Annotated in this window: 19 protein-coding genes and 1 riboswitch; of the genes, 16 read left to right on the top strand and 3 right to left on the bottom strand. The window is 71.2% G+C overall.

Going from position 1 to position 21935, the window contains the following annotated elements:
• Nucleotides 1-260: 260 nt before the first annotated feature.
• Nucleotides 261-435, top strand: a riboswitch (FMN riboswitch).
• A gap of 75 nt (nucleotides 436-510) precedes the next feature.
• Genes ribD through ribH form a run of 4 tightly spaced genes read left to right on the top strand, consistent with a single transcriptional unit; the run spans nucleotide 511 to nucleotide 3960 of the window.
• Nucleotides 511-1587, top strand: a complete 1077-nt coding sequence (gene ribD, locus AOA12_RS05080; RefSeq protein ID WP_054680937.1) for a bifunctional diaminohydroxyphosphoribosylaminopyrimidine deaminase/5-amino-6-(5-phosphoribosylamino)uracil reductase RibD — start codon at nucleotides 511-513, stop codon at nucleotides 1585-1587.
• Nucleotides 1587-2216, top strand: a complete 630-nt coding sequence (locus AOA12_RS05075; protein WP_054680936.1) for a riboflavin synthase — start codon at nucleotides 1587-1589, stop codon at nucleotides 2214-2216. Before ribD ends, AOA12_RS05075 begins: the two co-directional genes overlap by 1 nt.
• A complete protein-coding gene (locus AOA12_RS05070; RefSeq protein ID WP_054680935.1) occupies nucleotides 2213-3475 on the top strand; it encodes a bifunctional 3,4-dihydroxy-2-butanone-4-phosphate synthase/GTP cyclohydrolase II in 1263 nt (420 codons plus the stop codon). The genes AOA12_RS05075 and AOA12_RS05070 overlap by 4 nt, the downstream gene beginning before the upstream one ends.
• Nucleotides 3472-3960, top strand: coding sequence for a 6,7-dimethyl-8-ribityllumazine synthase (ribH, locus tag AOA12_RS05065; protein ID WP_054680934.1), 489 nt, complete (start codon nucleotides 3472-3474; stop codon nucleotides 3958-3960). The genes AOA12_RS05070 and ribH overlap by 4 nt, the downstream gene beginning before the upstream one ends.
• Nucleotides 3961-4097: 137 nt before the next feature.
• Here ribH and AOA12_RS05060 read toward each other — a convergent pair whose 3' ends face one another.
• Complete coding sequence (locus AOA12_RS05060) at nucleotides 4098-4937, bottom strand: acyl-CoA thioesterase domain-containing protein (protein WP_054680933.1); 840 nt, start codon at nucleotides 4935-4937, stop codon at nucleotides 4098-4100.
• A gap of 97 nt (nucleotides 4938-5034) precedes the next feature.
• Between AOA12_RS05060 and AOA12_RS05055 the strand changes: the two genes are divergently transcribed.
• The 4 genes from AOA12_RS05055 (at nucleotide 5035) to AOA12_RS05040 (ending at nucleotide 8676) form a co-directional block, all read left to right on the top strand.
• Nucleotides 5035-5385, top strand: a complete 351-nt coding sequence (locus tag AOA12_RS05055) for a hypothetical protein (RefSeq protein WP_054680932.1) — start codon at nucleotides 5035-5037, stop codon at nucleotides 5383-5385.
• A gap of 221 nt (nucleotides 5386-5606) precedes the next feature.
• Nucleotides 5607-6485 carry a helix-turn-helix domain-containing protein gene (locus AOA12_RS05050; RefSeq protein WP_054680931.1) on the top strand — a complete coding sequence of 293 codons (879 nt, stop codon included), beginning with the start codon at nucleotides 5607-5609 and terminating at the stop codon, nucleotides 6483-6485.
• 116 nt (nucleotides 6486-6601) lie between these two features.
• Nucleotides 6602-7549 carry an alpha/beta hydrolase gene (locus tag AOA12_RS05045; protein ID WP_054680930.1) on the top strand — a complete coding sequence of 316 codons (948 nt, stop codon included), beginning with the start codon at nucleotides 6602-6604 and terminating at the stop codon, nucleotides 7547-7549.
• A gap of 290 nt (nucleotides 7550-7839) precedes the next feature.
• Nucleotides 7840-8676, top strand: coding sequence for a DUF559 domain-containing protein (locus tag AOA12_RS05040; protein WP_054686791.1), 837 nt, complete (start codon nucleotides 7840-7842; stop codon nucleotides 8674-8676).
• Between the two features lie 132 nt (nucleotides 8677-8808).
• Here the strand turns inward: AOA12_RS05040 and AOA12_RS05035 are convergent, their stop codons facing one another.
• On the bottom strand, nucleotides 8809-9831 hold the full coding sequence (locus AOA12_RS05035; RefSeq protein ID WP_054680929.1) for an Lrp/AsnC family transcriptional regulator: 1023 nt from the start codon (nucleotides 9829-9831) through the stop codon (nucleotides 8809-8811).
• Between the two features lie 162 nt (nucleotides 9832-9993).
• On the opposite strand from AOA12_RS05035, the gene AOA12_RS05030 reads away from it, so the two are divergent.
• Nucleotides 9994-11625 carry an ABC transporter substrate-binding protein gene (locus AOA12_RS05030; RefSeq protein ID WP_054680928.1) on the top strand — a complete coding sequence of 544 codons (1632 nt, stop codon included), beginning with the start codon at nucleotides 9994-9996 and terminating at the stop codon, nucleotides 11623-11625.
• A gap of 5 nt (nucleotides 11626-11630) precedes the next feature.
• Complete coding sequence (locus tag AOA12_RS05025; RefSeq protein WP_054680927.1) at nucleotides 11631-12839, top strand: M20 metallopeptidase family protein; 1209 nt, start codon at nucleotides 11631-11633, stop codon at nucleotides 12837-12839.
• A gap of 13 nt (nucleotides 12840-12852) precedes the next feature.
• Here the strand turns inward: AOA12_RS05025 and AOA12_RS05020 are convergent, their stop codons facing one another.
• Nucleotides 12853-13884: an Lrp/AsnC family transcriptional regulator gene (locus tag AOA12_RS05020; protein WP_054680926.1), complete on the bottom strand. Its 1032-nt coding sequence runs from the start codon at nucleotides 13882-13884 to the stop codon at nucleotides 12853-12855.
• 138 nt (nucleotides 13885-14022) lie between these two features.
• On the opposite strand from AOA12_RS05020, the gene AOA12_RS05015 reads away from it, so the two are divergent.
• From AOA12_RS05015 to AOA12_RS04990, 6 genes are all read left to right on the top strand, one after another.
• Nucleotides 14023-15645, top strand: a complete 1623-nt coding sequence (locus AOA12_RS05015) for an ABC transporter substrate-binding protein (RefSeq protein WP_054680925.1) — start codon at nucleotides 14023-14025, stop codon at nucleotides 15643-15645.
• A gap of 85 nt (nucleotides 15646-15730) precedes the next feature.
• The gene (locus AOA12_RS05010) at nucleotides 15731-16948 is read left to right on the top strand and encodes a M20 metallopeptidase family protein (protein ID WP_054680924.1); all 1218 of its coding nucleotides are present in this window, start codon (nucleotides 15731-15733) and stop codon (nucleotides 16946-16948) included.
• Nucleotides 16949-17010: 62 nt separating this feature from the next.
• Nucleotides 17011-17979 (top strand): ABC transporter permease, encoded by a 969-nt coding sequence (locus AOA12_RS05005; protein ID WP_054680923.1) that lies wholly within the window; start codon nucleotides 17011-17013, stop codon nucleotides 17977-17979.
• Nucleotides 17976-18863, top strand: a complete 888-nt coding sequence (locus AOA12_RS05000) for an ABC transporter permease (RefSeq protein WP_054680922.1) — start codon at nucleotides 17976-17978, stop codon at nucleotides 18861-18863. Before AOA12_RS05005 ends, AOA12_RS05000 begins: the two co-directional genes overlap by 4 nt.
• 1 nt (nucleotide 18864) lies before the next feature.
• Nucleotides 18865-20523, top strand: a complete 1659-nt coding sequence (locus AOA12_RS04995) for a dipeptide ABC transporter ATP-binding protein (protein WP_054680921.1) — start codon at nucleotides 18865-18867, stop codon at nucleotides 20521-20523.
• 247 nt (nucleotides 20524-20770) lie between these two features.
• Complete coding sequence (locus AOA12_RS04990; RefSeq protein WP_054680920.1) at nucleotides 20771-21922, top strand: acyl-CoA dehydrogenase family protein; 1152 nt, start codon at nucleotides 20771-20773, stop codon at nucleotides 21920-21922.
• Nucleotides 21923-21935 lie beyond the last annotated feature (13 nt).

The following is a 21935-nucleotide window of genomic DNA, read 5'->3' as shown; positions in this document are numbered from 1 at the left end:
GCGGCGGCTCCCCCGCGAGGGTGCCGATCGTCTCGCCGAGGGTGCCAATCGTCTCGCCGAGGGTGCCGATTGTCTCACCGAGGGTGCTTTCCCGGCGCGAGCGAGAGCACCCTCGCGAGAACACCCGGCACCCTCGCGGAAACACGTGGCACCCTCGCGAGGACGAGTGCCGCCCGCGCGGGCGGCGGCGGTGTCACGGGGCGTCACGAGAACAGGGAATGGACGCGACGGCGCGTGCGTTCGCTAGGATCGAGAGCAGCAACGTGCTCCGGGGTCGGTGAGAATCCGAACCGGCGGTGACAGTCCGCGAACCCGATGCCCAGCCCGCGAGGTCTGGGATATCGGGCCGATCCGGTGGAATTCCGGGACCGACGGTGATGCGGCAGTCCTCCTGCGGGAGGGCTGCGCGCTAGTCCGGATGAGAGGCAGCACGCCACCGCCACCGCGGTCGTCACCCGACGCCGCGAGGCGGCGCACGCGCACCCCCGGAGTCTGACAGAAGGACGACGGATGAGTGCGACCGACCGCGAGATCGCGGCGATGCGCCGCGCGCTCGCCCTGGCCGCGAACGGCCCGCGCGGCCTCAATCCGCAGGTCGGCGCCGTGCTGCTCGCGCCGGACGGCGAGATCGTCGCCGAGGGATGGCACCGCGGCGCGGGCACCGCGCACGCGGAGGTCGACGCGCTCTCGCACCTGCCGGCCGACGCCGCGCGCGGCACGACGGCCGTCGTCACGCTCGAGCCGTGCGACCACACGGGCCGCACCGGCCCCTGCAGCGAGGCGCTCATCGCGGCCGGCGTCTCGCGGGTCGTCTACGCCGTGGCCGATCCCGGCGACCTCTCGTCGGGCGGCGGGGCGCGACTGCGCGCGGCCGGCATCGACGTCGAGGCGGGCGTGCTCGAGGGCGAGGGCGCCGAGCTGCTCGACTCCTGGCTCACGGTGCAGCGCCTGGGCCGCCCGCACGTCACGGTCAAGTGGGCGCAGTCGCTCGACGGCCGCGCCGCCGCGGCCGACGGCACGAGCCAGTGGATCACGGGCCCCGCGGCCCGCGCCGACGTGCACCGGCGCCGCGGCGAGGCGGATGCCATCGTCGCCGGCATCGGCACCGTGCTGGCCGACGACCCCGCGCTCACGGCGCGCCGGCCCGACGGCGCCCTGCTCCCCGCGCAGCCGAGGCCCGTCGTGCTCGGGGCCCGCGCCATCCCTCCGCAGGCGCGGGTGCGACGGCATCCCCTCCCCCTCCTGCAGCACGACGGACGCGACCTCGCCGATCTGCTGGGCACGCTGCGCGAGGCGGGCGCGCACCGCGTGTTCGTCGAGGGCGGCCCCACTGTCGCGAGCGCGTTCGTGCGCGCGGGCCTCGTCGACGAGGTGCTCGCCTACGTCGCCCCGACCCTGCTCGGCGGCGACCGCCTCGCGCTCGGCGACGTCGGCGTCGCGACGATCGGCGAGCAGCGACGCCTCGCCGTCGAGGCCGTCGAACGGCTGGGCGACGACCTGCTGTTCCGGTCCCGACTCGCCGCGCCCGCGGCGCGGCATGCGACCAACGGGGTTCCCACCCCGACCACCGAGAAGGAGACGAGCTGATGTTCACCGGCATCGTGGAAGAGAAGGGCGAGATCGTCGCCGTCGTGCCGCACGGCGACGGCATCCGCCTGACCGTGCGCGCCCCGCTCGCCGTGAGCGACGCGTCGCACGGCGACTCCATCGCCATCAGCGGCACGTGCCTCACCGTGGCCGATCAGGACGACGACCGGTTCAGCGCCGACGTCATGCGCCAGACCCTCGACATGACGACGCTCGGCGGCTTCGCGCCGGGGACGGCCGTCAACGTCGAGCGGGCGATGGCGGCGCACGGGCGCCTGGGCGGGCACATCGTGCAGGGCCACGTCGACGGCACCGGAGAGCTGCTCGAGGTGCGTCCGGGCGCGCAGTGGCGCGTGCTGCGCATCGGACTGCCCGCGCACCTCGCCCCGCTCGTCGTCGACAAGGGCTCGATCACGGTCGACGGCGTGTCGCTCACGGTCTCGGCCACGAGCGGCGCCGGCGACGCCGAGCACTGGTTCGAGGTGTCGCTCATCCCCGAGACCCTGCAGGTCACGACGCTCGGCGACCGCGTCGCGGGCGACCGCGTCAACCTCGAGACCGACATCCTGGCGCGCCACGTGCAGCGCCTGCTGGCTTTCACCACCCGAGACGAAGGGGGCTCCCGATGAGCCTGTCCACCATCCCCGAGGCCCTCGACGCGCTGCGCGCGGGGCGTCCCGTCATCGTCGCCGACGACGAGAACCGCGAGAACGAGGGCGACGTCATCCTGTCGGCCGAGCTCGCGACCCCGGAGTGGCTCGCGTGGACGATCCGCTGGTCGAGCGGCTTCCTGTGCGCGCCGATGCCCGCCGACTGGGCCGACCGCCTCGACCTGCCGCCCATGGTGAGCGTCAACGAGGACAGCCGCGGCACCGCCTACACCGTGAGCGTGGATGCCGCCGACCGCGTCTCGACGGGCATCAGCGCCTCCGACCGTGCGCACACCTTCAACGTGCTCGCCGACCCCTCCTCCACGCCCTCCTCGCTCATCCGTCCCGGGCACGTGCTGCCGCTGCGCGCCGTCGACGGCGGCGTGCGCGAGCGCGCGGGGCACACCGAGGCCGCCGTCGAGCTCATGCGGCTCGCCGGCCTGCAGCCGGTCGGCGTGATCGGCGAGGTCGTCGCCGACGACGGCAGCATGATGCGCATGCCGGGCCTGCTGGAGATGGGCGCGCGAGAGAACATCCCCGTCATCACGATCGAGCAGCTCATCGCGCACCTCGACGGCACGAGCGCCGCCTCGTCCGATCACGCGCACCGCCGGCGCGTGAGCCTGCGCGCCGAGGCGAACGTGCCGACCTCGCACGGCTCGTTCCGCGTGCTCGCCTACAAGGACCGCGTGACCGGCACCGATCACCTCGCGATCGTGTCGGGCGAGATCACGGGCGGGCCGACGACCGTGCGGGTGCACTCGGAGTGCCTGACGGGCGAGGCGTTCGGGTCGCTCAAGTGCGAGTGCGGCCCGCAGCTGAACGCGGCGCTCGACGCGATCGCGGCATCGGGCGGCGTCGTCGTCTACATGCGCGGCCACGAGGGCCGCGGCATCGGGCTCATCAACAAGCTGCGCGCCTACAGCCTGCAGGAGCGGGGCCTCGACACCGTCGACGCGAACCTCGCGCTGGGCCTGCCCGCCGACGCCCGCGACTACGCCGCGGCGGCCGGCATCCTCACCGACCTCGAGATCGACCAGGTGCGCCTGCTCACCAACAACGCCGACAAGGTCGACCAGCTGCGCCGGTTCGGCATCGACGTCGTCGAGCAGGTGCCGCTGCTGGTCGGCGTGGGCCCCAACAACCACCAGTACCTCACGACGAAGCGCGACCGCATGGGGCACCTCATCGACGGCGCCGAGCTCGACGCCCGGCTGGCAGAAGGAGAGAAGCGATGAGCGGCCACGGAGCACCCGCCACCACCCCCGTCGACGCGGCCGGACTGGACGTCGTCGTCGTCGCGGGCCAGTGGCACGACGTCATCACCGACGGCCTCATCGCCGGCGCCGCCCGCGTGCTCGACGCGTCGGGGGCGCGGTGGCGGCTCGTGCGCGTGCCGGGCTCGTTCGAGCTGCCGGTCGCCTGCCAGGCGGCGCTGGATGCCGGGGCCGACGCCGCCGTGGCGCTCGGCGTCATCATCCGCGGCGGCACGCCGCACTTCGAGTTCGTCTCGTCGGCGGCCACCGACGGCCTCACGCGCGTCGCCCTCGACGCGGGCAAGCCCGTCGGCTTCGGCGTGCTGACCCTCGACGACGAGCAGCAGGGCATCGACCGGGCCGGTCTGCCGGGCTCGAAGGAGGACAAGGGCGCCGAGGCGGCCGACGCGGCGCTGCGCACGGCGCTGCTGCTGCGCGAGCTGCGCGCCGGCGTGGCGTCGGCGTAGCGCCGTCCCGGCATCCGCGAGGGTGCCGGTTGTCTCGCCGAGGGTGCTTTCCCCGCCGGGGTGGAGGCACCCTCGCGGACACAGATGGCACCCTCGCGGACACAGATGGCACCCTCGCGGGGTGGAGAGAGGTGGGGTCAGCGGGTGGTGCCCGAGGTGCGCGGGTCGCCCGCGTTCGCGCTCGTGATCGCGACGATCGACGTCGTGCCGAGCAGGCCGTCGCGGTCGAACACCGCGGCGACCCCCTGCGACACCCCGTCGCGGGCGTAGCGCAGCTCGGTCGACAGACCGCACTCCTGCCCGCTCGGCGTGCGCACGAGGTTCAGCGTCACGTCGGCGTTGATGTACTGCACCCCCGCGGCGCCCCAGTGCGCGATCATGTTCGTCACGTCGGCGACCGACGCCACGAACGCGAACGGGGAGATCGGCTCGCCGGCCACCGCCGGATTCGCCCGCACCCAGGCGCTCTTGCGCTCCGCCGACCGCTCGCACTCGGCCAGCGGCGTCCAGTCGCCGTCGCCGCGGAGCAGCAGCCGCGGGCTGTCGGGCCCGCCCCGCTCGAGCGGCGGGGGCTCGGGAAGCTCGGCCTCGACCGTCCAGAGGTCTCCGTCCGGCGCGTCGCCGGGCCGCACGAAGAGCGTCGTCGAGCGGGCGACCGGCCGGTCGCCCTGCGACATCGTGGCCTCGACGATCGCCAGGCGCCGGCTCCGGTGGACGACCCGGCCCGTGACGGTCGACGACACCATGAGCGCGGGACGGAACAGGTCGGCCGAGAAGCGGGCCGGCACGAGACCGTCGCCGCCGGCGTCGTGCAGCACCCGCTCGGTCTCCCGCGCGAGCGCCGTGCACGTCGCGGGTCCGCGCATGATCGTCTCGCCCCAGCCGGAGCGGCAGAGCGGGGTCGGATGCAGCACCTCGCCCTCGTCGGTGTGCTCCACGATGAAGAAGGGGGTGCGGCTGCCGTCCTCGGGGGTCATGAGTCCTCACTTTATCCAGCGATGCGCCGGGCGGCGCGTCATCGGCCGCCGCCCGACGGTCGCCACCTTCAGGTGAGCATAAGGTACGCTGTGGGGCATGGAGATCCTGCGTCACGCCGTCGTCCTCGTCCACATCGTGGGCTTCGCCGTCCTCTTCGGCTCGTGGGTCGTCGCGGCCGTGGGCGATCGCAAGATCACGCGCGTCATGACCTGGGGCATGGTCATCGCCGCGGTCTCCGGTCTCGCGCTGGCCGCCCCGTGGGGCATCGACGGCTCCCTCAACTACACGAAGATCACCGTCAAGCTGATCGTGCTCCTCGCGATCGGCGCGCTGCTCGGCATCGGCTCCGCCCGCCAGCGCAAGAACGGCTCGGTCGCCCCCGCGCTGTTCTGGCTCGTCGGCATCCTGTCGCTGCTGAACGCGGCGCTCGCCGTGCTCTGGCGCTGACGTCCCGGTCGTCCCGTCGCGCTGTGGGCGGCCGCCGACGGGTCGCCGTGGCTCGTCGGGGTCTATCTCACGGGGTCCGCCGTGCTCACCTTCGTCGCGCTCGCGCTGTCGAAGGAGACGAAGGATGCCGACTACGAGGCCAACATCGGGCTCGGGGAGACCGCTTCACCGTTGGCAAAGAACCCCGCCGCGCGTTCGTAGGAAAGACCTACGATGGAGGGATGAGCCCCGCCGCCGTCCGTCGTCCCCCGCAGCTGCGCGAACTGGGAGAGTTCTTCCGCACCCGCCGGAACGCCCTCGACCCGGCCGACCTCGGCATCGCCGCCGACACGACGCGCCGCCGCGTGAGCGGCCTGCGCCGCGAGGAGGTCGCGCAGCTGGCGAGCATCAGCAGCGACTACTACACGCGCATCGAGCAGGGACGCCTGACCCCGTCGCCGCCCGTGCTCGCGGCGCTCGTCCGCGTGCTGCGGCTCGACGACGACCAGACCGACTACGCCATGAGCCTGCTCGACCATGCGGCGCACGTCGCCGCCGGGTCGACGTCCGCACCGGTGCGCGCCCGCGCCGAGCGTCCGGCGGTGCGCCCGCAGCTCCAGCGCCTGCTCGGGCAGCTCACCGAGACGCCCGCGCTGGTGCTGGGCCCGCGCACCGACATCCTCGCCTGGAACCGCCTCGCCGAGCGGATGTACGTCACACGGTTCGGCGAGCTGCCGAAGAGGGAGCTCAACTACGTGCGCCTCATGTTCACGGCGCCGCACCTGCGCGAGCTGTTCGCCGACTGGCCGTCGGTCGCGCGCTCGTGCGTCGCGATCCTGCGTCGCGAGGCCGTCACGAGCCCCGACGACCCGGCGCTGTCGAGTCTCGTCGGCGAGCTCACCATCGCCGACCGCGACTTCGGGCGGTGGTGGGCGGCGAGGGGCGTCGCACGCCAGGACTTCGGCACGAAAGTGCTGAACCATCCGGAGGTGGGCGAGCTCACGGTCGACTGGGACATGTTCCGCTACGACTCGGCCCCCGAGCAGCAGCTCGTGCTGAACACCGCGCACGCCGGCACGCCGACGGAGGAGCGTCTTCGACTGCTGATGATCGAAGACTAGGAACGGTCATTCCTAGGATCGATCTCTGCCTGGTGCGCGGTCTTCGCACGGACGACCATGGATTCAGGTCCCGAGACCTCGGGACCTGAAGAAGCCTCGTTCTCAGGAGGAACCCCATGGCTGTTTCCACCATCGATGTCACGACGGTCGCACTCCCCGGCCTGGCGTGGGACATCGCCGCCGACATCTACTTCCCGGCCGACTTCGACGCCAGCAAGACCTACCCCGTGATCGTCTCCGCCCACCCCACGGGCAGCTGCCGCGCGCAGACGTCGGGCAACGTCTACGGCAAGGCGCTCGCCGAGGCCGGCTTCGTCGCGGTCGCGTTCGACGCGAGCTTCCAGGGCGACAGCGGCGGCGAGCCCCGCTTCACCGAGGACCCGGGCTTCCGTGTCAGCGACTTCAGCTACGTCATCGACTACCTCGTGACCCAGCCCTACGTGGACGCCGACCGCATCGGCGTGCTCGCCATCTGCGGCGGGGCGGGATACGCCGTCGCCGCGACCATGATCGACCGCCGCATCAAGGCGCTCACCACCGTCGCGGGCTCGAACGTGGGCCGTCTCATGCGCGAGGGCTTCTCGAACTACGACCCGATGGCGATGCTCGAGGCCGTCGCCGCGCAGCGCACCGCCGAGGCGCGCGGCGCCGCGGGCATGGTCAACGACCTGCTGCCGCCGTCGGTGGAGTTCGCGAAGGAGAACGGTCTCACCGACATCGACGTGCTCGAGGCGACCGAGTACTACAAGACCGAGCGCGGTGCGGCCCAGAACGGACGCACGAGCTTCTTCTTCACGCGCCAGGCGCCGCTGGCCCTCTGGGACGCCTACGACCGCGTCGAGACGTTCCTCACGCAGCCGCTGCTCGTCGTGATCGGCGACAAGCCCGGCGCGTTCGCGTCGAACCGCCTCGGCATGGAGCTCTACGGCCGCGCCGCGTCGAAGGACAAGCAGCTCGTCGTGGTCGAGGGCGCCTCGCACTACGACCTGTACGACCAGTCGGAGCCGACCGCCAAGGCCCTCGAGGCCGCCGTGCCGTTCTTCCGCACGCACCTCGCCGCCTGACACCGCACGTGCCCGGGCTCGGAGCGTCCGATGACGCTCCGAGCCCGGGCACAGCCGTCGGATCCCGGCGTCCGCGGCGGGTGGCAGCCCGACCGCGCCCCGCGCTGACACAGGAGAAATCGCCGGTGCAGGACGATTCCGCCGGGATTCTCCTGCACCGGTGATTTCTCCTGTGTTCGTGAGGTGGATGCCGGGACAAGACCTCGTCCCCAGGCGGCCCGTGCGCGTGTCTGTCCACGGATCCGCGCCGCAGGCCGTCGGGCGGCGGCCGCATGCGTCACGATCTGGGCATGCGACCGCTCGAGGAACTCATCGCCTGGCTCGGCGCCGAGGGCGGCGTCGCGCATTCCCGCGCGGCGAAGGCGGCGGGGTTCACGACGCACGGCATCCGCATGGCGCTCGCGGCAGGGTCCGTGGACCGCGTGCGCCGCTCGTGGCTGGCGCTGCCGCACGCCGATGCCGAGCTCCGGCACGCCGCCCGGATCGGCGGGCGGCTCACCTGCCTCACGCGGGCCCGACGGATGGGGCTGTGGACGCCGGACCACGACGGCATGCACGTCGCCGTCGCACCCACCGCGTCGCGACTGGATGCCGGCGGCGTGCGCGTGCACTGGTCGTACGGCCCCGCGGCGGTCGTGTCCACAGCGCTGGAGGATCCGATCGTCAATGTGCTCTTCCACGTCGCCCGCTGCGTGCCGCCCGCCGACGCGCTGGCGGTGTGGGAGTCCGCCATCCGCAAGAAGCACGTCGCCCCCGACGTCCTGGAGCACGTCGTCTGGCGCAGCGAACGTGCCGCGGCGATCGCGGCCGTGGCATCCGAGCTCTCCGACTCGGGGATCGAGACGCGTCTCGCCGTCATCCTGCGCTCGATGGGCGTCGACTTCCGGCAGCAGGTGTGGACCGACGGGCATCCGCTCGACGCGTTGATCGGCGCACGCCTCGCGGTGCAGGTCGACGGCTTCGCCCACCATCAGGCCCAGGACCGGCGCCGCGACCTGCGCGCCGATGCGCGCCTGTCGCTGCGCGGGTACACCGTGCTGCGGTTCGACTACCACCAGGTGCTCTTCGACCCCTCCCACGTGATCGCGATCATCTCGGCCGCCATCGCCCAGGGCCGGCACCGGTGACGACCATCACCGACGCAGGAGAAATCACCGGTGCAGGACGATTCCGCCGGGATTCTCCTGCACCGGTGATTTCTCCTGTCTCCGTGACGCGGATGCCGGAGGCCGGAGACCGGAGACCGGATGCCGGAGGCATCAGACCTCGCCGGGGACGAGGCCGCGCAGGTAGTCGAGCGCGACGACCTGCTGCACGCGCCCCGCGTCGTCGAGCACGCGGCCGATGCGCTTGACCGCGCGCATCACGACGGTGCGGTCGAAGATCTGCGCCTCGGGACAGATCTCCGCGAGCCGCAGCTCGAACGGCTGCAGGTCCTGCGGCTTGCGCAGCAGCACGGTGCACATGAGGTTGTGCGGCCCCGCGAGCTGTCCCACGAGCCGCACCTCGGGCAGCGTGCCGAGCGCCGTCGCGCACGCCGGCAGCTGCGCGGGCGGCACGCGGAAGTACAGATAGACGACGAACTCGTGACCGGAGAGTCCCATGGACACGTCGCAGCGCATGCTCAGCCATCCGGAGTCCATGAGGCGGGCGAGCCGGCGGCGCACCTTGTTGATGCTCACCGAGAGCTCGCGCGCGAGGGTCGCCGCGGGGGTGCGCGCATCGAGCGAGAGCAGGTGGGCGAGCTCGCCGTCGAACGCGTCGATGCGCGACAGCGGCGCGTACGACGGCTGCGGTGCGAGCTCCGCCACGCGCGCGGCCTGCGCCGGGCTCAGCGCGTCGAGCCGCCACCGCACGGCGTGGTGCGTGAGCCCCGAGAAGACCACGACGTTGGAGTCGGTCACGCCGTCGAGCCCCCGGACGACCCGCACCGTCCGCGCCAGCCGCGACACGGAGGTCGCGGTCACGCTGACCAGCAGGTCCCAGCGTCCCGACACCTCCTCGATCGTTCCGACGGCGCCCACCCGGGACAGCTCGCCCACGACGTCGTCGAAGCGTGCCGGGAGGAGCGAGAGCATGACCATCGCCATGCGCGTGTGCGGCGCCGCGACATAGGCGCCGAGCCACGCGTCTCCCCGCTCGGTCATGTGCGCCCAGCGGCGGGCGACCGTGCTCTCGGAGAGCCCGAGCGCGTCGCCGAGATCGGACCACGACGCCCGCGGCGCGATCTGCAGCGCGTGCGCGATCTGCAGATCGACCTCTTCGCCGCTCCGTCTGCCCATCCGCGCCTCCACCGGGGTCCGCTCGTCGTCATTTCCCCGCGATCGCGGAGCGCGTGATGCGAGAAAAAGGAACTTTCCGGCATCTCAGCACGAAGAACGATACATTCCCTCACTATTTCACACCAAGCACTCTCGATGTCCCGACAGCAAGGAAGCACGGCAATGACTCGACGACACGGCGGACGACTTCGCTGGACGCTCACGGCCGCGGTGGCCGCGGCCCTTCTCCTCACCGGATGCGGCAGCGGCGGCGCCGCCGAGACGCCCGACGGCACCGGACCGGGCGCAGCGGCGGAGGGCGGCGTGCTGCGCATCGGCACGACGACCGACGTCGCGAACTGGGCGCCGCTGAACACCACGAGCATCACCGACATGTGGGTGCTCAACCAGCTGTTCCCCTCGCTCGTCACGGTGGGCCCCGACGGCGAGCTGATCCCGCACCTCGCCTCGTCGTACGAGGTCAACGAGGCCGGCGACGCCGTGACGATCGCACTCGATCCCGACTTCGCGTGGAGCGACGGCGAGCCGATCACGGCCGACGACGTCGTCTACACCCTCGACCAGATGCGCGAGCACACCCTCATCGAGGGCTTCAGCTTCATCGGCAGCTACGCCGAGACGGTCGTGAACGGACCGCACGACATCGTCGTGAAGCTCTCGTCGCCCTCGGTCGGCATGGTGGACAACTTCCTCTTCAACATGCGCGTCATGCCGGCGCACGTCTACGAGGACGTGCCCGACATCACGAAGCTGAACATCTCCACCGACGAGAGGTACTGGGTCAGCGGCGGCTCGTTCACGCTCAGCAAGGTGACGCCGGGTCAGCGCTACGAGTTCGTGCGCAACGAGCACTACCCGCTCTCGGCCGAGGGCAACGAGGCCGTCACGGGCGTGGAGTTCGACGTCTACCGCGACATGAACACGATGCAGCTCGCCCTGCAGAACGGCGATCTCGACCTCGCCGCCCCGGGCGTGCCGCCGACGGCGGTCGCGCCGCTCTCGCAGCAGCCCGACGTCGAGATCATCAGCACCGAGAACGCCGGGAACTTCACGCGCCTGATGTTCAACACGCACAACCCCGCGCTGGGCGACGTCGCGGTGCGGAACGCGATCGCGGGCCTCATCGACAACCAGCAGCTCGTCGACAACGTGCTGCTGGGGCAGGGCTCGGTCGTCACGGGTCCGCTCCCCGCGCTGCAGAGCACGGGCCTGCCCGACTTCCCCGGTCACACCGTGACGCCGGAAGAGGCCGAGAAGACGCTCGCCGACGCCGGCTACGCCGGCCTCTCGCTCGACCTGGTCTGCGACCAGGGCAACGCGAACCATCTGAAGACCGCGCAGCTCGTGCGCGACGACCTCGCCGAGGCCGGCATCACCGTCAACCTCAAGTGCGCCGAACGCGCGACGGCCCGTGCCACCGCCGCCGAGGGCAAGTTCGACCTGTACGTCATCAAGGCGTCGTCGCCGTACTCGGCGGCGACCGTGATGTCGGTCTACAACCACACGACGAACTGGCTGGGCGTCAACTGGGGCGCCGCGGGCGACGCCGAGACCGACGCGCTCATGGATGCCGCACTGGCCGCCACCGATCCCGATGCGTACACCGCGGCGGTCGCCGCCGCCGCGACGCGTCTCGACGAGCAGCAGTACATGGTGTCGCTGTTCACCGAGTCGCTCAACGTCGCCTACAACTCCCGCCGTTTCACGGGCTACCTCGCGTCGCCCTTCGAGCAGTGGAGCCTCGTGAACGCGTACTCGCTGTCGCAGGTCGTCCCCACCGGAAAGGAAGGCTGAACGCCATGACCCTGCTCGACGAGGCGCAGCGCCTCGCCCCCGCCCTCACCGACCTCCGTGCGCGCCTGCACGCGACGCCCGAGGTGGGCCTGATCCTCCCCGAGACGCAGCGCATCGTGCTCGGCGAGCTCGAGGGCCTCGGCTACGAGATCAGCACGGGCACCGAGACCACCTCCGTCATCGCCGTGCTCCGCGGCGGGCGCCGCGACGAGAGCAGGCCACGGTCCGTGCTGCTGCGCGGCGACATGGACGCCCTGCCCGTCACGGAGAAGACGGGCCTGGAGTTCGCCTCGACCAACGGTGCGATGCACGCGTGCGGCCACGACTTCCACGCGACGGCGCTCGTCGGCGCGGCGCGGCTGCTCGCGGCGCACCGCGACGAGATCGCGGGCGACGTGATCCTCATGTTCCAGCCCGGCGAGGAGGGCTTCGACGGCGCGGGCGTCATGATTCGCGAGGGCCTGCTCGACGTGCTCGGCCGGCGCCCGGATGCCGCGTTCGCGCTGCACGTGCTCTCGAACATGCTCCCGGCGGGCGTCTACGAGGCCCGCGCCGGTGCGATGCTGTCGGCCTCGTACCGGCTGATCGTCGAGGTGCGCGGCAAGGGCGGGCACGGCTCCATGCCCTACAGCGCGCGCGACCCGATCCAGGCCGGCGCGGAGATGATCACGACGCTGCAATCGATGCTCACCCGCACCGTCGACCCCTTCGACCCCGCGGTCCTCACGGTCGGACTGTTCCAGGGCGGCACGAAGGCGAACGTCATCGCCGACTCCGCACGCTTCGAGGCGACCGTGCGGATGTACAGCCGCGAGAACGAGCGACTGCTCGCGCAGCGCATCGGCGACACGCTCGAGGGCGTCGCCCGCGCGATGGGCGTCGAGGTCGCGTACGAGCTGCGCACGGAGTATCCGGTCACGCTCAACGACCCCGACGCGGTCGACTTCGCCGAGCGGGTCGTGACGGAGGTCGTGGGACCCGACCGGTTCCGGCGGCGCACGTTCCCGCTCACGGGCTCGGAGGACTTCTCCCGCGTGCTCGCCGAGGTGCCCGGCGCCTGGATCCTGGTGGGCGCCCACCTTCCCGGGCTCGACCCCGACTCGGCGTCGCCGGGGCACGCCCCCGACGCCGACTTCGATCCCGCGGTGCTGCCGCACATGAGCGCGGTCTACGCGGAGCTCGCGATGCGCAGGCTCGCCGAGCTCGCGACGTGACGTGCGCCGCCCGTCAGCGCTCGTCGGCGAGACCGCCGGGCATGTCGAGCCAGAAGTCCATCGGGACGAACGCGCGCACACGGCCGTCGGCGTCGAGCACGCGACCGATCCGCTTGTGGAAGCGCAGCAGCACGACGCGGTCGTACACGTCGGCGCGGGGACACAGCTCGGCGATGCGGGTCTCCAGCGGCGGCATGTCCTCGGGCTTGCGCAGCATGACCATCACGACGAGGTTGTACGGGCCCGCCATGTAGGTGACCAGGCGGATCTCGGGCAGCGCCGTGAGCATCCGCGCGTACTCCTGCAGCTGCGCGGGCGGGACGCGCAGCTGCAGGTACGCGACGAACTCGTGCCCCGACATGGCCAGCGACACGTCGCAGCGCAGCGACAGCCATCCCGAGTCGACGAGGCGCGCGAAGCGGCGCCGCACCTTGTTGATGCTCACGCCGAGCTTCTGCGCGAGGGCCGTCGCCGGCATGCGGGCGTCGTGTCCGAGGAGGAAGGCGAGGTCGCGGTCGAACGCGTCGATCTGGCCGAGCGGCTCGACGAGGCCGTGCACGCCGAGCGCGCTGACGCGGGCGACCTGCGCCGGGCTGAGCGCGTCGAGCCGCCACTTCGCGCCGTGCTGCACGATGCCCATCGACAGGGTGGTGTGCGAGGCGGTGACCCCGTCGGCGGCGCGCACGGCGTTGATCACCTCGCTCAGCCGGGCCACCGAGATCGCCGTGGCCGTGAGCACGACGTCCCACCGCCCGGAGATCTCCTCGATGCTGACGACCGATCCCATCCGCGCCAGACGGTCGAGCACCTCGCGGTGACGCGACCGGTCGACGGAGACCATGACGTGCGCCATCCGCGAGTAGGGGCCCGCGACGTACGCGCCGATCCAGGCGTCGCCGCGCTCGGACATCGCCTCCCAGCGCCGGGCGACGGTCGTCGCCGACAGGCCGAGCGCGTCGCCGATGTCACGCCACGACGCGCGCGGAGCGATCTGCAGCGCATGCGCGATCTGCAGATCGATCTCATCGGCGTCACGTAACCCCAATTTTTCTTCCTCTCCGTCAGAAAACTGCACCGAACGCCGCGACCTACCCGCAAGGACGGAATTTTCTCACACATTTTATGGGGCGCACGGGCCGCCACCTACGATCGCTGCAACCCCACCACCATGAAGGAGAACGCAATGAGGCAGAAGAGGAACTGGGCCCGCTGGGCCCTCGGAGGCGCACTCGCGGCGACCCTCGTGCTGTCGGGCTGCAGCGGCGGCAGCACCCCCGGACCGAGCGGCACCGGCGGCGACTCGGGAGCGTCGAGCGCGAGCGGCGTCCTGCACATCGGCACGACGACCGACGTCGCCAACTGGGTGCCGCTGCAGACCAACAGCATCTCCGACATGTGGGTGCTCAACCAGCTGTACCCGTCGATCGTGACGGTCGGCCCCGACGGCGAGTTCATCCCGCACGTGGCCGACGAGTGGACCGTGAACGACGCGGGCGATCAGCTCACCCTCACGCTCAACCCCGACTTCGGATGGAGCGACGGCGAGCCGATCACCGCCGACGACGTGATCTTCACGCTCGACCAGATGCGCGAGTACAAGCTCTCGACGGCGTTCAGCTTCATCGGCAACGTCGCGGGCGCGGTGGCCGACGACGCGAACACCGTCACCGTCACCCTGGCCGCCCCCTCGATCGGCGGCGTCGACAACTTCCTGCGCAACATGCGCCTGCTCCCCCAGCACGTCTACGAGGGCGAGGCCGACCTGCTCCAGGTCGACGTCTCCAGCGACGAGAAGTACTGGGTCAGCGGCGGCTCCTTCGCGCTCAGCAAGATCGCGCCGGGTCAGCGCTACGAGTTCGTGCGCAATGAGCACTACCCGCTCTCGGCCGAGGGCAACGAGGCCGTCACGGGCATCGAGTTCAACGTCTACCGCGACATGAACACGATGCAGCTCGCCCTGCAGAACGGCGACCTCGACCTCGCCGCACCCGTCGTGCCCGCCACCGCGATCACCGCGCTCACGCAGCAGCCGAGCATCTCGACGATCGAGACCGAGAACGCCGGCAACTACAGCCGCCTCGTCTTCAACACGGCCGTCCCGCCGCTCGACGACCCCGAGGTGCGCCGGGCGATCTCGGGCCTCATCGACACGCAGGCGATCATCGACACGGTGCTGCAGGGCCGGGGCACGGCGCTGCGCGGACCGCTCTTCGAGCTGCTCGCGACCGATCTGCCCGACCTGCCGATCACGCCCACGACGCCCGAGGACGTCAAGAAGGTGCTCGCGGATGCCGGATACGCCGACCTGTCGCTCGACCTGTCGTGCGACCAGGGCAACGCGAACCACCTGAAGAGCGCCCAGCTCATCCACGACGACCTCGCCGCGGCCGGCATCACCGTCAACCTGACGTGCGCCGAGCGCGCGACCGCGATGGCGGCCGCGAACGAGGGCAAGTTCGACATGTACATCGCGAAGATCTCGCCGGCGCTGTCGGCGGCCACGACGCTGCAGGCGATCTTCGGCACCGACAACATCGTGCGCGTCAACTACGGCGCCGCGGGCGACGCGCAGTCGGACACGCTGATCGCCGACGCGATGGCCGCGACCGACGATGCGAGCTACATCGCCGCGCTCACCGCGGCCAGCGCCTACATCCACGACCAGGCGTGGGTCGTCCCGCTCTACACCGAGACGCTCACCAACGCCTACAACAACAGCAGGTTCGAGGGCTACGTCGCCTCGCCGTACGAGCAGTGGCGACTCGTGAACTCCTACTCGCTGTCGCAGGTCGTTCCCGCGAAGTGACCGTGCGGGGTGGCGGCGGCGCGCCGCCACCCCCACCATCCGCTCCCCGCCCCGCCCTACCCCGCTCTGCACAGGAGGCTTCGACATGACCATTCTCGATGAGGCGAAAGCCCTCGGCGACGACCTGACCGGCATCCGCGCCCGGCTGCACGCCACCCCCGAGGTCGGGCTCGTGCTGCCCGAGACCCAGCGGATCGTGCTCGAGGAGCTCGAGGGCCTGGGCCTGGAGATCACGACGGGCACCGACACGACCTCGGTCGTCGGCGTGCTCCGCGGCGGCCGCCGACGCGAGGGCGACCCCCGCTCGATCCTGCTGCGCGGTGACATGGACGCGCTCCCCGTCGTCGAGGAGACCGGCCTCCCGTACGCGTCGACCAACGGCGCGATGCACGCGTGCGGCCACGACTTCCACACCACGGCGCTCATCGGCGCCGCCCGGCTCCTCGCGGCGCACCGGGACGAGATCGCCGGCGACGTCGTCTTCATGTTCCAGCCCGGCGAGGAGGGCTTCGACGGCGCGGGCGTCATGATCCGCGAGGGCGTGCTCGACGTGCTCGGCCGCCGTCCCGACGCCGCCTACGCCCTGCACGTGATCTCGGGCATCGTCCCGCACGGCGTGTTCGAGGGCCGCGCGGGGACGATGATGTCCGCCTCGCACCGCCTCGTCGTCGAGGTCACGGGCAAGGCCGGTCACGGCTCGCTCCCCTACCTCGCGAAGGACCCCATCCTCGCCGCGGTGCAGATGATCAACGCGCTGCAGTCGATGCTGACGCGCAGCTTCGAGACGTTCGACCCCGCCGTGCTCACCGTCGGCCTGTTCCACGCCGGCAGCAAGGCGAACGTCATCCCCGACGACGCGCGGTTCGAGGCGACCGTGCGCCGGTTCAGCGAGGGCACCCGCGAGACCCTCGAGAAGCGCATCGGCGATGTCCTCGAAGGCGTCGCCCGGGCGATGGACGTCGAGGTCGACTACGAGTTCATCACCGAGTACCCGACCACGGTCAACGATCCCGCCGAGATCGCCTTCGCGGAGGAGACGCTCGCCGAGATGTTCGGGGAGGGCAGCTTCCGGCACCGCCCGCATCCCATCGCGGGCTCGGAGGACTTCTCGCGCGTGCTGGCCGAGGTGCCCGGCGTCTTCATGAACCTCGGCGCGCACCTCCCCGAGCACACGCTCGAGACCGCGCCGTTCAACCACTCCCCGCGCGCCGACTTCGACCCCGCGGTGCTGCCCGTCATGAGCGCGACGTACGCGCAGTTCGCGCTCAAGCGCCTCGACCTGCTGGCGGGGTCGCCCGCATGACGGCGGCCGCCCTGCCGGGCCGGACCATGCGCCCCGAGAAACCCACGATCTAGGAGCCGGTTATGGTGCAGTACATAGCGTCGCGGATCGGCCGCGCCGTGTTCGCGGTGTTCGTCGCCGTGACGTTGACGTTCTTCATCCTCCGGCTGCTTCCGGGCGGCCCGGTGGCGCTGATGCTGGAGGGGGTGAACGATCCGGAGATCGCGGCGAAGCTGATGTCGGACTACGGTCTCGACCGGCCGCTGATCGTGCAGTACGGGCTGTTCCTGTGGCAGCTGCTGCAGGGCAACCTCGGCACCTCGTTCTATCAGGTGTCGCCGGTGATCGACATCCTGCTGGCCCGCCTGCCGTGGACCCTGCTGCTGGCGGGGTCGGCGTTCGTGCTGACGGCGCTGATCGGCATCCCGCTCGGCGTGTACGCGGCGGTGCGGGCGGGCGGATGGCCGGATCATCTGCTGCGCTACCTCGGCCTGGGCGGGCAGGCGATGTTCGTCCCGAGCGTCGCGGTGCTGCTGCTGGTCGTCTTCGCCCTCAACCTCGGGTGGTTCCCGGTGGGCGGCGCGGTCAGCTCGTCGGCGGTGGGCACGCCGGGCGAGTTGGGCAGCATCCTGCTGCATCTCGTGCTGCCGCTGCTGTCCCTGATCATCATCCAGATGGGCCCGTACGCGCTGACGGTGCGCACGAACATGGCGCAGATCCTGGGCGCCGACTACATCCGCAGCGCGCGCAGCCACGGCATCCCGCGCCAGCGCATCATCTGGAAGCACGGCCTGCGCAACGCGATCATCCCCGCCGTCACCCTCATGGGCGTGCAGCTGGGCACCCTCGTGGGCGGCGCGGTGCTCACCGAGACGGTGTTCGCGTACCCGGGCATCGGCGCGCTGATCTACGAGTCGGTGCTGCGGCAGGACTATCCGGTGCTGCAGGGCGCGTTCATCCTCCTGGCCATCACGGTCGTGCTGGCCAATCTCCTCACGGATCTGATCTGCATCGGTCTCGATCCGAAGCTGCGAACGGGGGTCCGCTCATGAGCGACACGTCCACCTCTGCGGCGCCGGTGGTGCCGGCGGCCAAGCCGGTCTCGCCGCAGGCGCGCACCTGGCGGCGGTTCTTCTCGAAGCCGGTCGGGTGGGTCACGATGGGCATCCTCGCCCTGTTCTTCCTGCTCGGCGCGATCGGTCCCCTCTTCGTGCCGTATCCGAGCGGGTCGGGCCCGGACGTGCTGCAGCCCCCGTCGGGCGCGCACTGGTTCGGCACCGACGGACTCGGGCTGGACGTGTTCGCGCAGGTGGTCTGGGGCACGCGGATGAGCCTGCTGATCGCGGTGTGCGCGGGGCTGATCGCGACCGTGCTGGGCGCCCTCCTGGGCATCATGGCCGCGTACTTCCGCCGCCTGGACCCCCTCATCTCCGCCGTCACCGACGTCATGCTGTCGCTGCCGATCCTGCCGCTGATGATCGTGGTCGCCGCGCTCCTGGGGCCGAGCGTCCTCACCCTGACGCTGGTCATCGGGCTCTTCTCGTGGCCCGAGATCACCCGCCTGATCCGCTCGAACGCGCTCACCGTCGTGCACCAGCCGTTCGTCGACGGCGCGCGGGCGGTCGGCGCGTCGTCGCTGCGCATCATGTGGAAGGACGTGCTGCCGATGGTCAGCCCGCTGCTGATCGTCAACGGCCTGCTCACCGGGGCGCGGGCGGTGATCTCCGAGGCGGGCCTGAGCTTCCTCGGGCTGGGCGACCCGAACACGTGGTCGTGGGGCCGCATCCTGCAGAGCGCGCAGCGCGACGGCGTGCTCGTCTACGCCTGGTGGCAGACCCTGTTCCCCTCGATCATGATCCTGCTGCTGGTCCTGTCCGCCACCATCGCCGGCCTGCGCTTCAACGACTCGCGCGCCGTCAAGCTCTCGGGGGTCTGAGATGACACACACCGCCAACACCGCCGCGACGGGCGAGGTCGTCCTCACCGTCAAGGACCTCGCCGTCGACTTCGAGACCGAGATGGGCGTCGTGCACGCGATCGAGGACGTCTCGTTCGAGCTGCGGCGCGGAGAGAAGCTCGCGATCGTGGGCGAGTCGGGATCGGGCAAGTCCACGACGATGAACGCGGTGCTGGGCCTGATGGCCGGCAACGGGCGCATCGCCCAGGGCGAGATCCGCTTCAACGGGCGCGACCTGAGCCGGCTCGGCCAGCGCGAGCTGCAGAAGATCCGCGGCGCCGAGATCGGCTACATCCCCCAGGATCCGCTCTCCAGCCTCAACCCCGTGCTGTCGATCGGCGACCAGCTGGGCGAGGTCATGCTCGTGCACGGCAAGGCCACCCGGCGCAACGTCGCCGAGCGCTCGGTCGCCGCGCTGGAGGCCGCCGGCCTGTCCGACGCGCGGGCCCGCCTGAAGCAGTATCCGCACGAGTTCTCCGGCGGCATGCGCCAGCGCGTGCTCATCGGCATCGGCCTGTCGTGCGACCCGCAGCTGCTCGTCGCCGACGAGCCCACGTCGGCCCTCGACGTGACCGTGCAGCGCCAGATCCTCGACCACCTCGACCGGATGACCGAGAGCCTGGGCACGAGCATGATCCTCATCACCCACGACCTCGGCCTGGCCGCCGAGCGCTGCGAACGGGTGATCGTGATGTATCGCGGCCGCATCGTCGAGCAGGGCGACGCCCGCCAGATCCTCACGGACCCGCAGCACGAGTACACCCGCCGCCTCGTCCGGGCCGCGCCGTCGGTCGCCGCCTCCCGCGCGGAGGCGGCCGGCGAGCCCGGCGGGGCGCACGCCGATGCCGCCGCCGAGGGCGACGACGTGCTGCTGCGCGTCGAGAGCCTGTGCAAGTCGTTCGGACGCGGCGCGAAGAGGTTCGACGCCGTCAAGGACGTCTCCTTCACCCTGCCCCGCGCCCGCACGCTCGCGATCGTCGGCGAGTCGGGCTCGGGCAAGTCGACGACGGCACGCATGGTGCTGCGCCTGGACCACCCCGACACGGGGCGCATCAGCTTCAGCGGCAAGAACATCGCCTCCCTCAGCGGACGCGAGCTCAAGGCCGCGCGCCGGCGCATGCAGCCCGTCTTCCAGGACCCGTACTCGTCGATCAATCCGATGGCCTCGGTCGCCGACGTGCTCATGGAGCCCCTCAACGTGCACGGCGTCGGCACCCGCAAGCAGCGCCAGCAGCGCGCCCGAGACCTGCTCGAGATGGTGTCGCTGCCCGACGGCTACCTCAGCCGCTACTCCTCCGAGCTGTCCGGCGGCCAGCGTCAGCGCATCGCGATCGCCCGGTCGCTCGCCCTGCATCCCGAGCTCATCATCTGCGACGAGCCCGTCTCGGCCCTCGACGTCCTCGTCCAGGCGCAGATCCTCGACCTCCTCATGGAACTGCAGCGAGAGCTCGGGCTCAGCTACCTGTTCATCTCCCACGACCTCGCCGTCGTGCGCCTCATCGCCGACGACGTCATCGTCATGCGCCGCGGCGAGATCGTCGAGCAGGGTCCCACCGTCGCCCTGTTCGACGACCCGCAGCACGAGTACACTCGCAACCTCATCGACTCCATCCCCGGACTCGGCCTCGGCATCGGCTGACCGCACGCCGACGCACCAGCACCGTCCCCGGGGGCGGCGGACTCCCCCCGTCCGCCGCCCCCGGTCCTTCCCGGATGCCGCGAGGGGACGCCGGGCGCCGGCGGCATGCGGGTCGGAACGGGCTCGGAGGACGCGGCACGGAATGCGGGAAAATGGTGCACATACCTCACCTATCAATATAGAATATTGTCACCATGGATCGATTCGAGCTCCCGAGCGATCCCCGAGCTTCAGGAAGATGCCAACGATGACACACCTCAACGAAGAAGAGCAGTTCCTCGTCGAGACGGTGCGCGCGTTCGTCGACCGCGACGTCAAGCCGACGGTTCGCGACGTCGAGCACGCCAACGAATACCCCGAGCGATGGATCGAGCAGATGAAGGAGCTCGGCATCTACGGGCTCGCCGTGCCCGAGGAGTACGGGGGCATGCCGGTCTCGATGCCCTGCTACGCGCGCGTCGCCGAGGAGCTCGCCCGCGGATGGATGTCGCTCACCGGCGCCATGGGCGGCCACACCGTCGTGGCCAAGCTCCTCACCGAGTTCGGCACCGAGGAGCAGAAGCAGGCCTACCTCCCCCGCATGGCCACGGGCGAGCTGCGCGCGACGATGGCGCTCACCGAGCCCGGCGGCGGCTCCGACCTGCAGGCGATGAAGACGGTCGCCCGCGAGGACGGCGACGACCTCGTCATCAACGGCTCGAAGACCTGGATCTCGAACGCGCGCAAGTCGGACCTCATCGCCCTGCTGTGCAAGACCGACCCGAACGCCGAGCCCAAGCACCGCGGCATCTCCGTCGTGCTCGTCGAGAAGGTGCCCGGCGTCGAGGTCTCCCGCGACCTCCCCAAGCTCGGCTACAAGGGCGTCGAGAGCTGCGAGATCATCTTCACCGACGCGCGCGTCCCCAGGACGCAGATCCTCGGCGACGTCCCCGGCAAGGGCTTCGGCCAGATGATGCGCGGTCTCGAGACCGGCCGCATCAACGTCGCCGCCCGAGCGCTCGGGGTCGGCTCGGCGGCCCTCGAGGACGCGCTCAAGTACGCGCAGGAGCGCGAGAGCTTCGGCGTGCCGATCTGGAAGCACCAGGCGATCGGCCACTACCTCGCCGACATGGCGACCAAGCTCACCGCTGCGCGCCAGCTCACCCGCCTCGCCGCCGAGAAGTACGACAGCGGCGAGCGCGCCGACCTCGAGGCCGGCATGGCGAAGCTCTTCTCGTCGGAGATCGCGATGGAGATCGCCCTCAACGCCGTGCGCATCCACGGCGGCTACGGCTACTCGACCGAGTTCGACGTCGAGCGCTACTTCCGCGACGCCCCGCTCATGATCGTGGGCGAGGGCACCAACGAGATCCAGCGGAACGTCATCGCGCAGCAGCTCGTGCAGCGCGGCGGCATCTGACCCGGGGGCACGG

Origin of the sequence: Microbacterium sp. No. 7, from assembly GCF_001314225.1 — a bacterium.
Taxonomy (GTDB): Bacteria; Actinomycetota; Actinomycetes; order Actinomycetales; family Microbacteriaceae; genus Microbacterium.
Note: the sequence above shows the minus strand (reverse complement) of the source record. Positions and strands in the feature narration are given on the sequence as shown.

What these genes read in the sequence shown, in the direction of transcription:
- ribD (WP_054680937.1), top strand. Translation starts at nt 511, where the DNA reads ATGAGTGCGACCGACCGCGAGATCGCGGCGATGCGCCGCGCGCTCGCC.
- AOA12_RS05075 (WP_054680936.1), top strand. Translation starts at nt 1,587, where the DNA reads ATGTTCACCGGCATCGTGGAAGAGAAGGGCGAGATCGTCGCCGTCGTG.
- AOA12_RS05070 (WP_054680935.1), top strand. Translation starts at nt 2,213, where the DNA reads ATGAGCCTGTCCACCATCCCCGAGGCCCTCGACGCGCTGCGCGCGGGG.
- ribH (WP_054680934.1), top strand. Translation starts at nt 3,472, where the DNA reads ATGAGCGGCCACGGAGCACCCGCCACCACCCCCGTCGACGCGGCCGGA.
- AOA12_RS05060 (WP_054680933.1), bottom strand. Translation starts at nt 4,937, where the DNA reads ATGACCCCCGAGGACGGCAGCCGCACCCCCTTCTTCATCGTGGAGCAC.
- AOA12_RS05055 (WP_054680932.1), top strand. Translation starts at nt 5,035, where the DNA reads ATGGAGATCCTGCGTCACGCCGTCGTCCTCGTCCACATCGTGGGCTTC.
- AOA12_RS05050 (WP_054680931.1), top strand. Translation starts at nt 5,607, where the DNA reads ATGAGCCCCGCCGCCGTCCGTCGTCCCCCGCAGCTGCGCGAACTGGGA.
- AOA12_RS05045 (WP_054680930.1), top strand. Translation starts at nt 6,602, where the DNA reads ATGGCTGTTTCCACCATCGATGTCACGACGGTCGCACTCCCCGGCCTG.
- AOA12_RS05040 (WP_054686791.1), top strand. Translation starts at nt 7,840, where the DNA reads ATGCGACCGCTCGAGGAACTCATCGCCTGGCTCGGCGCCGAGGGCGGC.
- AOA12_RS05035 (WP_054680929.1), bottom strand. Translation starts at nt 9,831, where the DNA reads ATGGGCAGACGGAGCGGCGAAGAGGTCGATCTGCAGATCGCGCACGCG.
- AOA12_RS05030 (WP_054680928.1), top strand. Translation starts at nt 9,994, where the DNA reads ATGACTCGACGACACGGCGGACGACTTCGCTGGACGCTCACGGCCGCG.
- AOA12_RS05025 (WP_054680927.1), top strand. Translation starts at nt 11,631, where the DNA reads ATGACCCTGCTCGACGAGGCGCAGCGCCTCGCCCCCGCCCTCACCGAC.
- AOA12_RS05015 (WP_054680925.1), top strand. Translation starts at nt 14,023, where the DNA reads ATGAGGCAGAAGAGGAACTGGGCCCGCTGGGCCCTCGGAGGCGCACTC.
- AOA12_RS05010 (WP_054680924.1), top strand. Translation starts at nt 15,731, where the DNA reads ATGACCATTCTCGATGAGGCGAAAGCCCTCGGCGACGACCTGACCGGC.
- AOA12_RS05005 (WP_054680923.1), top strand. Translation starts at nt 17,011, where the DNA reads ATGGTGCAGTACATAGCGTCGCGGATCGGCCGCGCCGTGTTCGCGGTG.
- AOA12_RS05000 (WP_054680922.1), top strand. Translation starts at nt 17,976, where the DNA reads ATGAGCGACACGTCCACCTCTGCGGCGCCGGTGGTGCCGGCGGCCAAG.
- AOA12_RS04995 (WP_054680921.1), top strand. Translation starts at nt 18,865, where the DNA reads ATGACACACACCGCCAACACCGCCGCGACGGGCGAGGTCGTCCTCACC.
- AOA12_RS04990 (WP_054680920.1), top strand. Translation starts at nt 20,771, where the DNA reads ATGACACACCTCAACGAAGAAGAGCAGTTCCTCGTCGAGACGGTGCGC.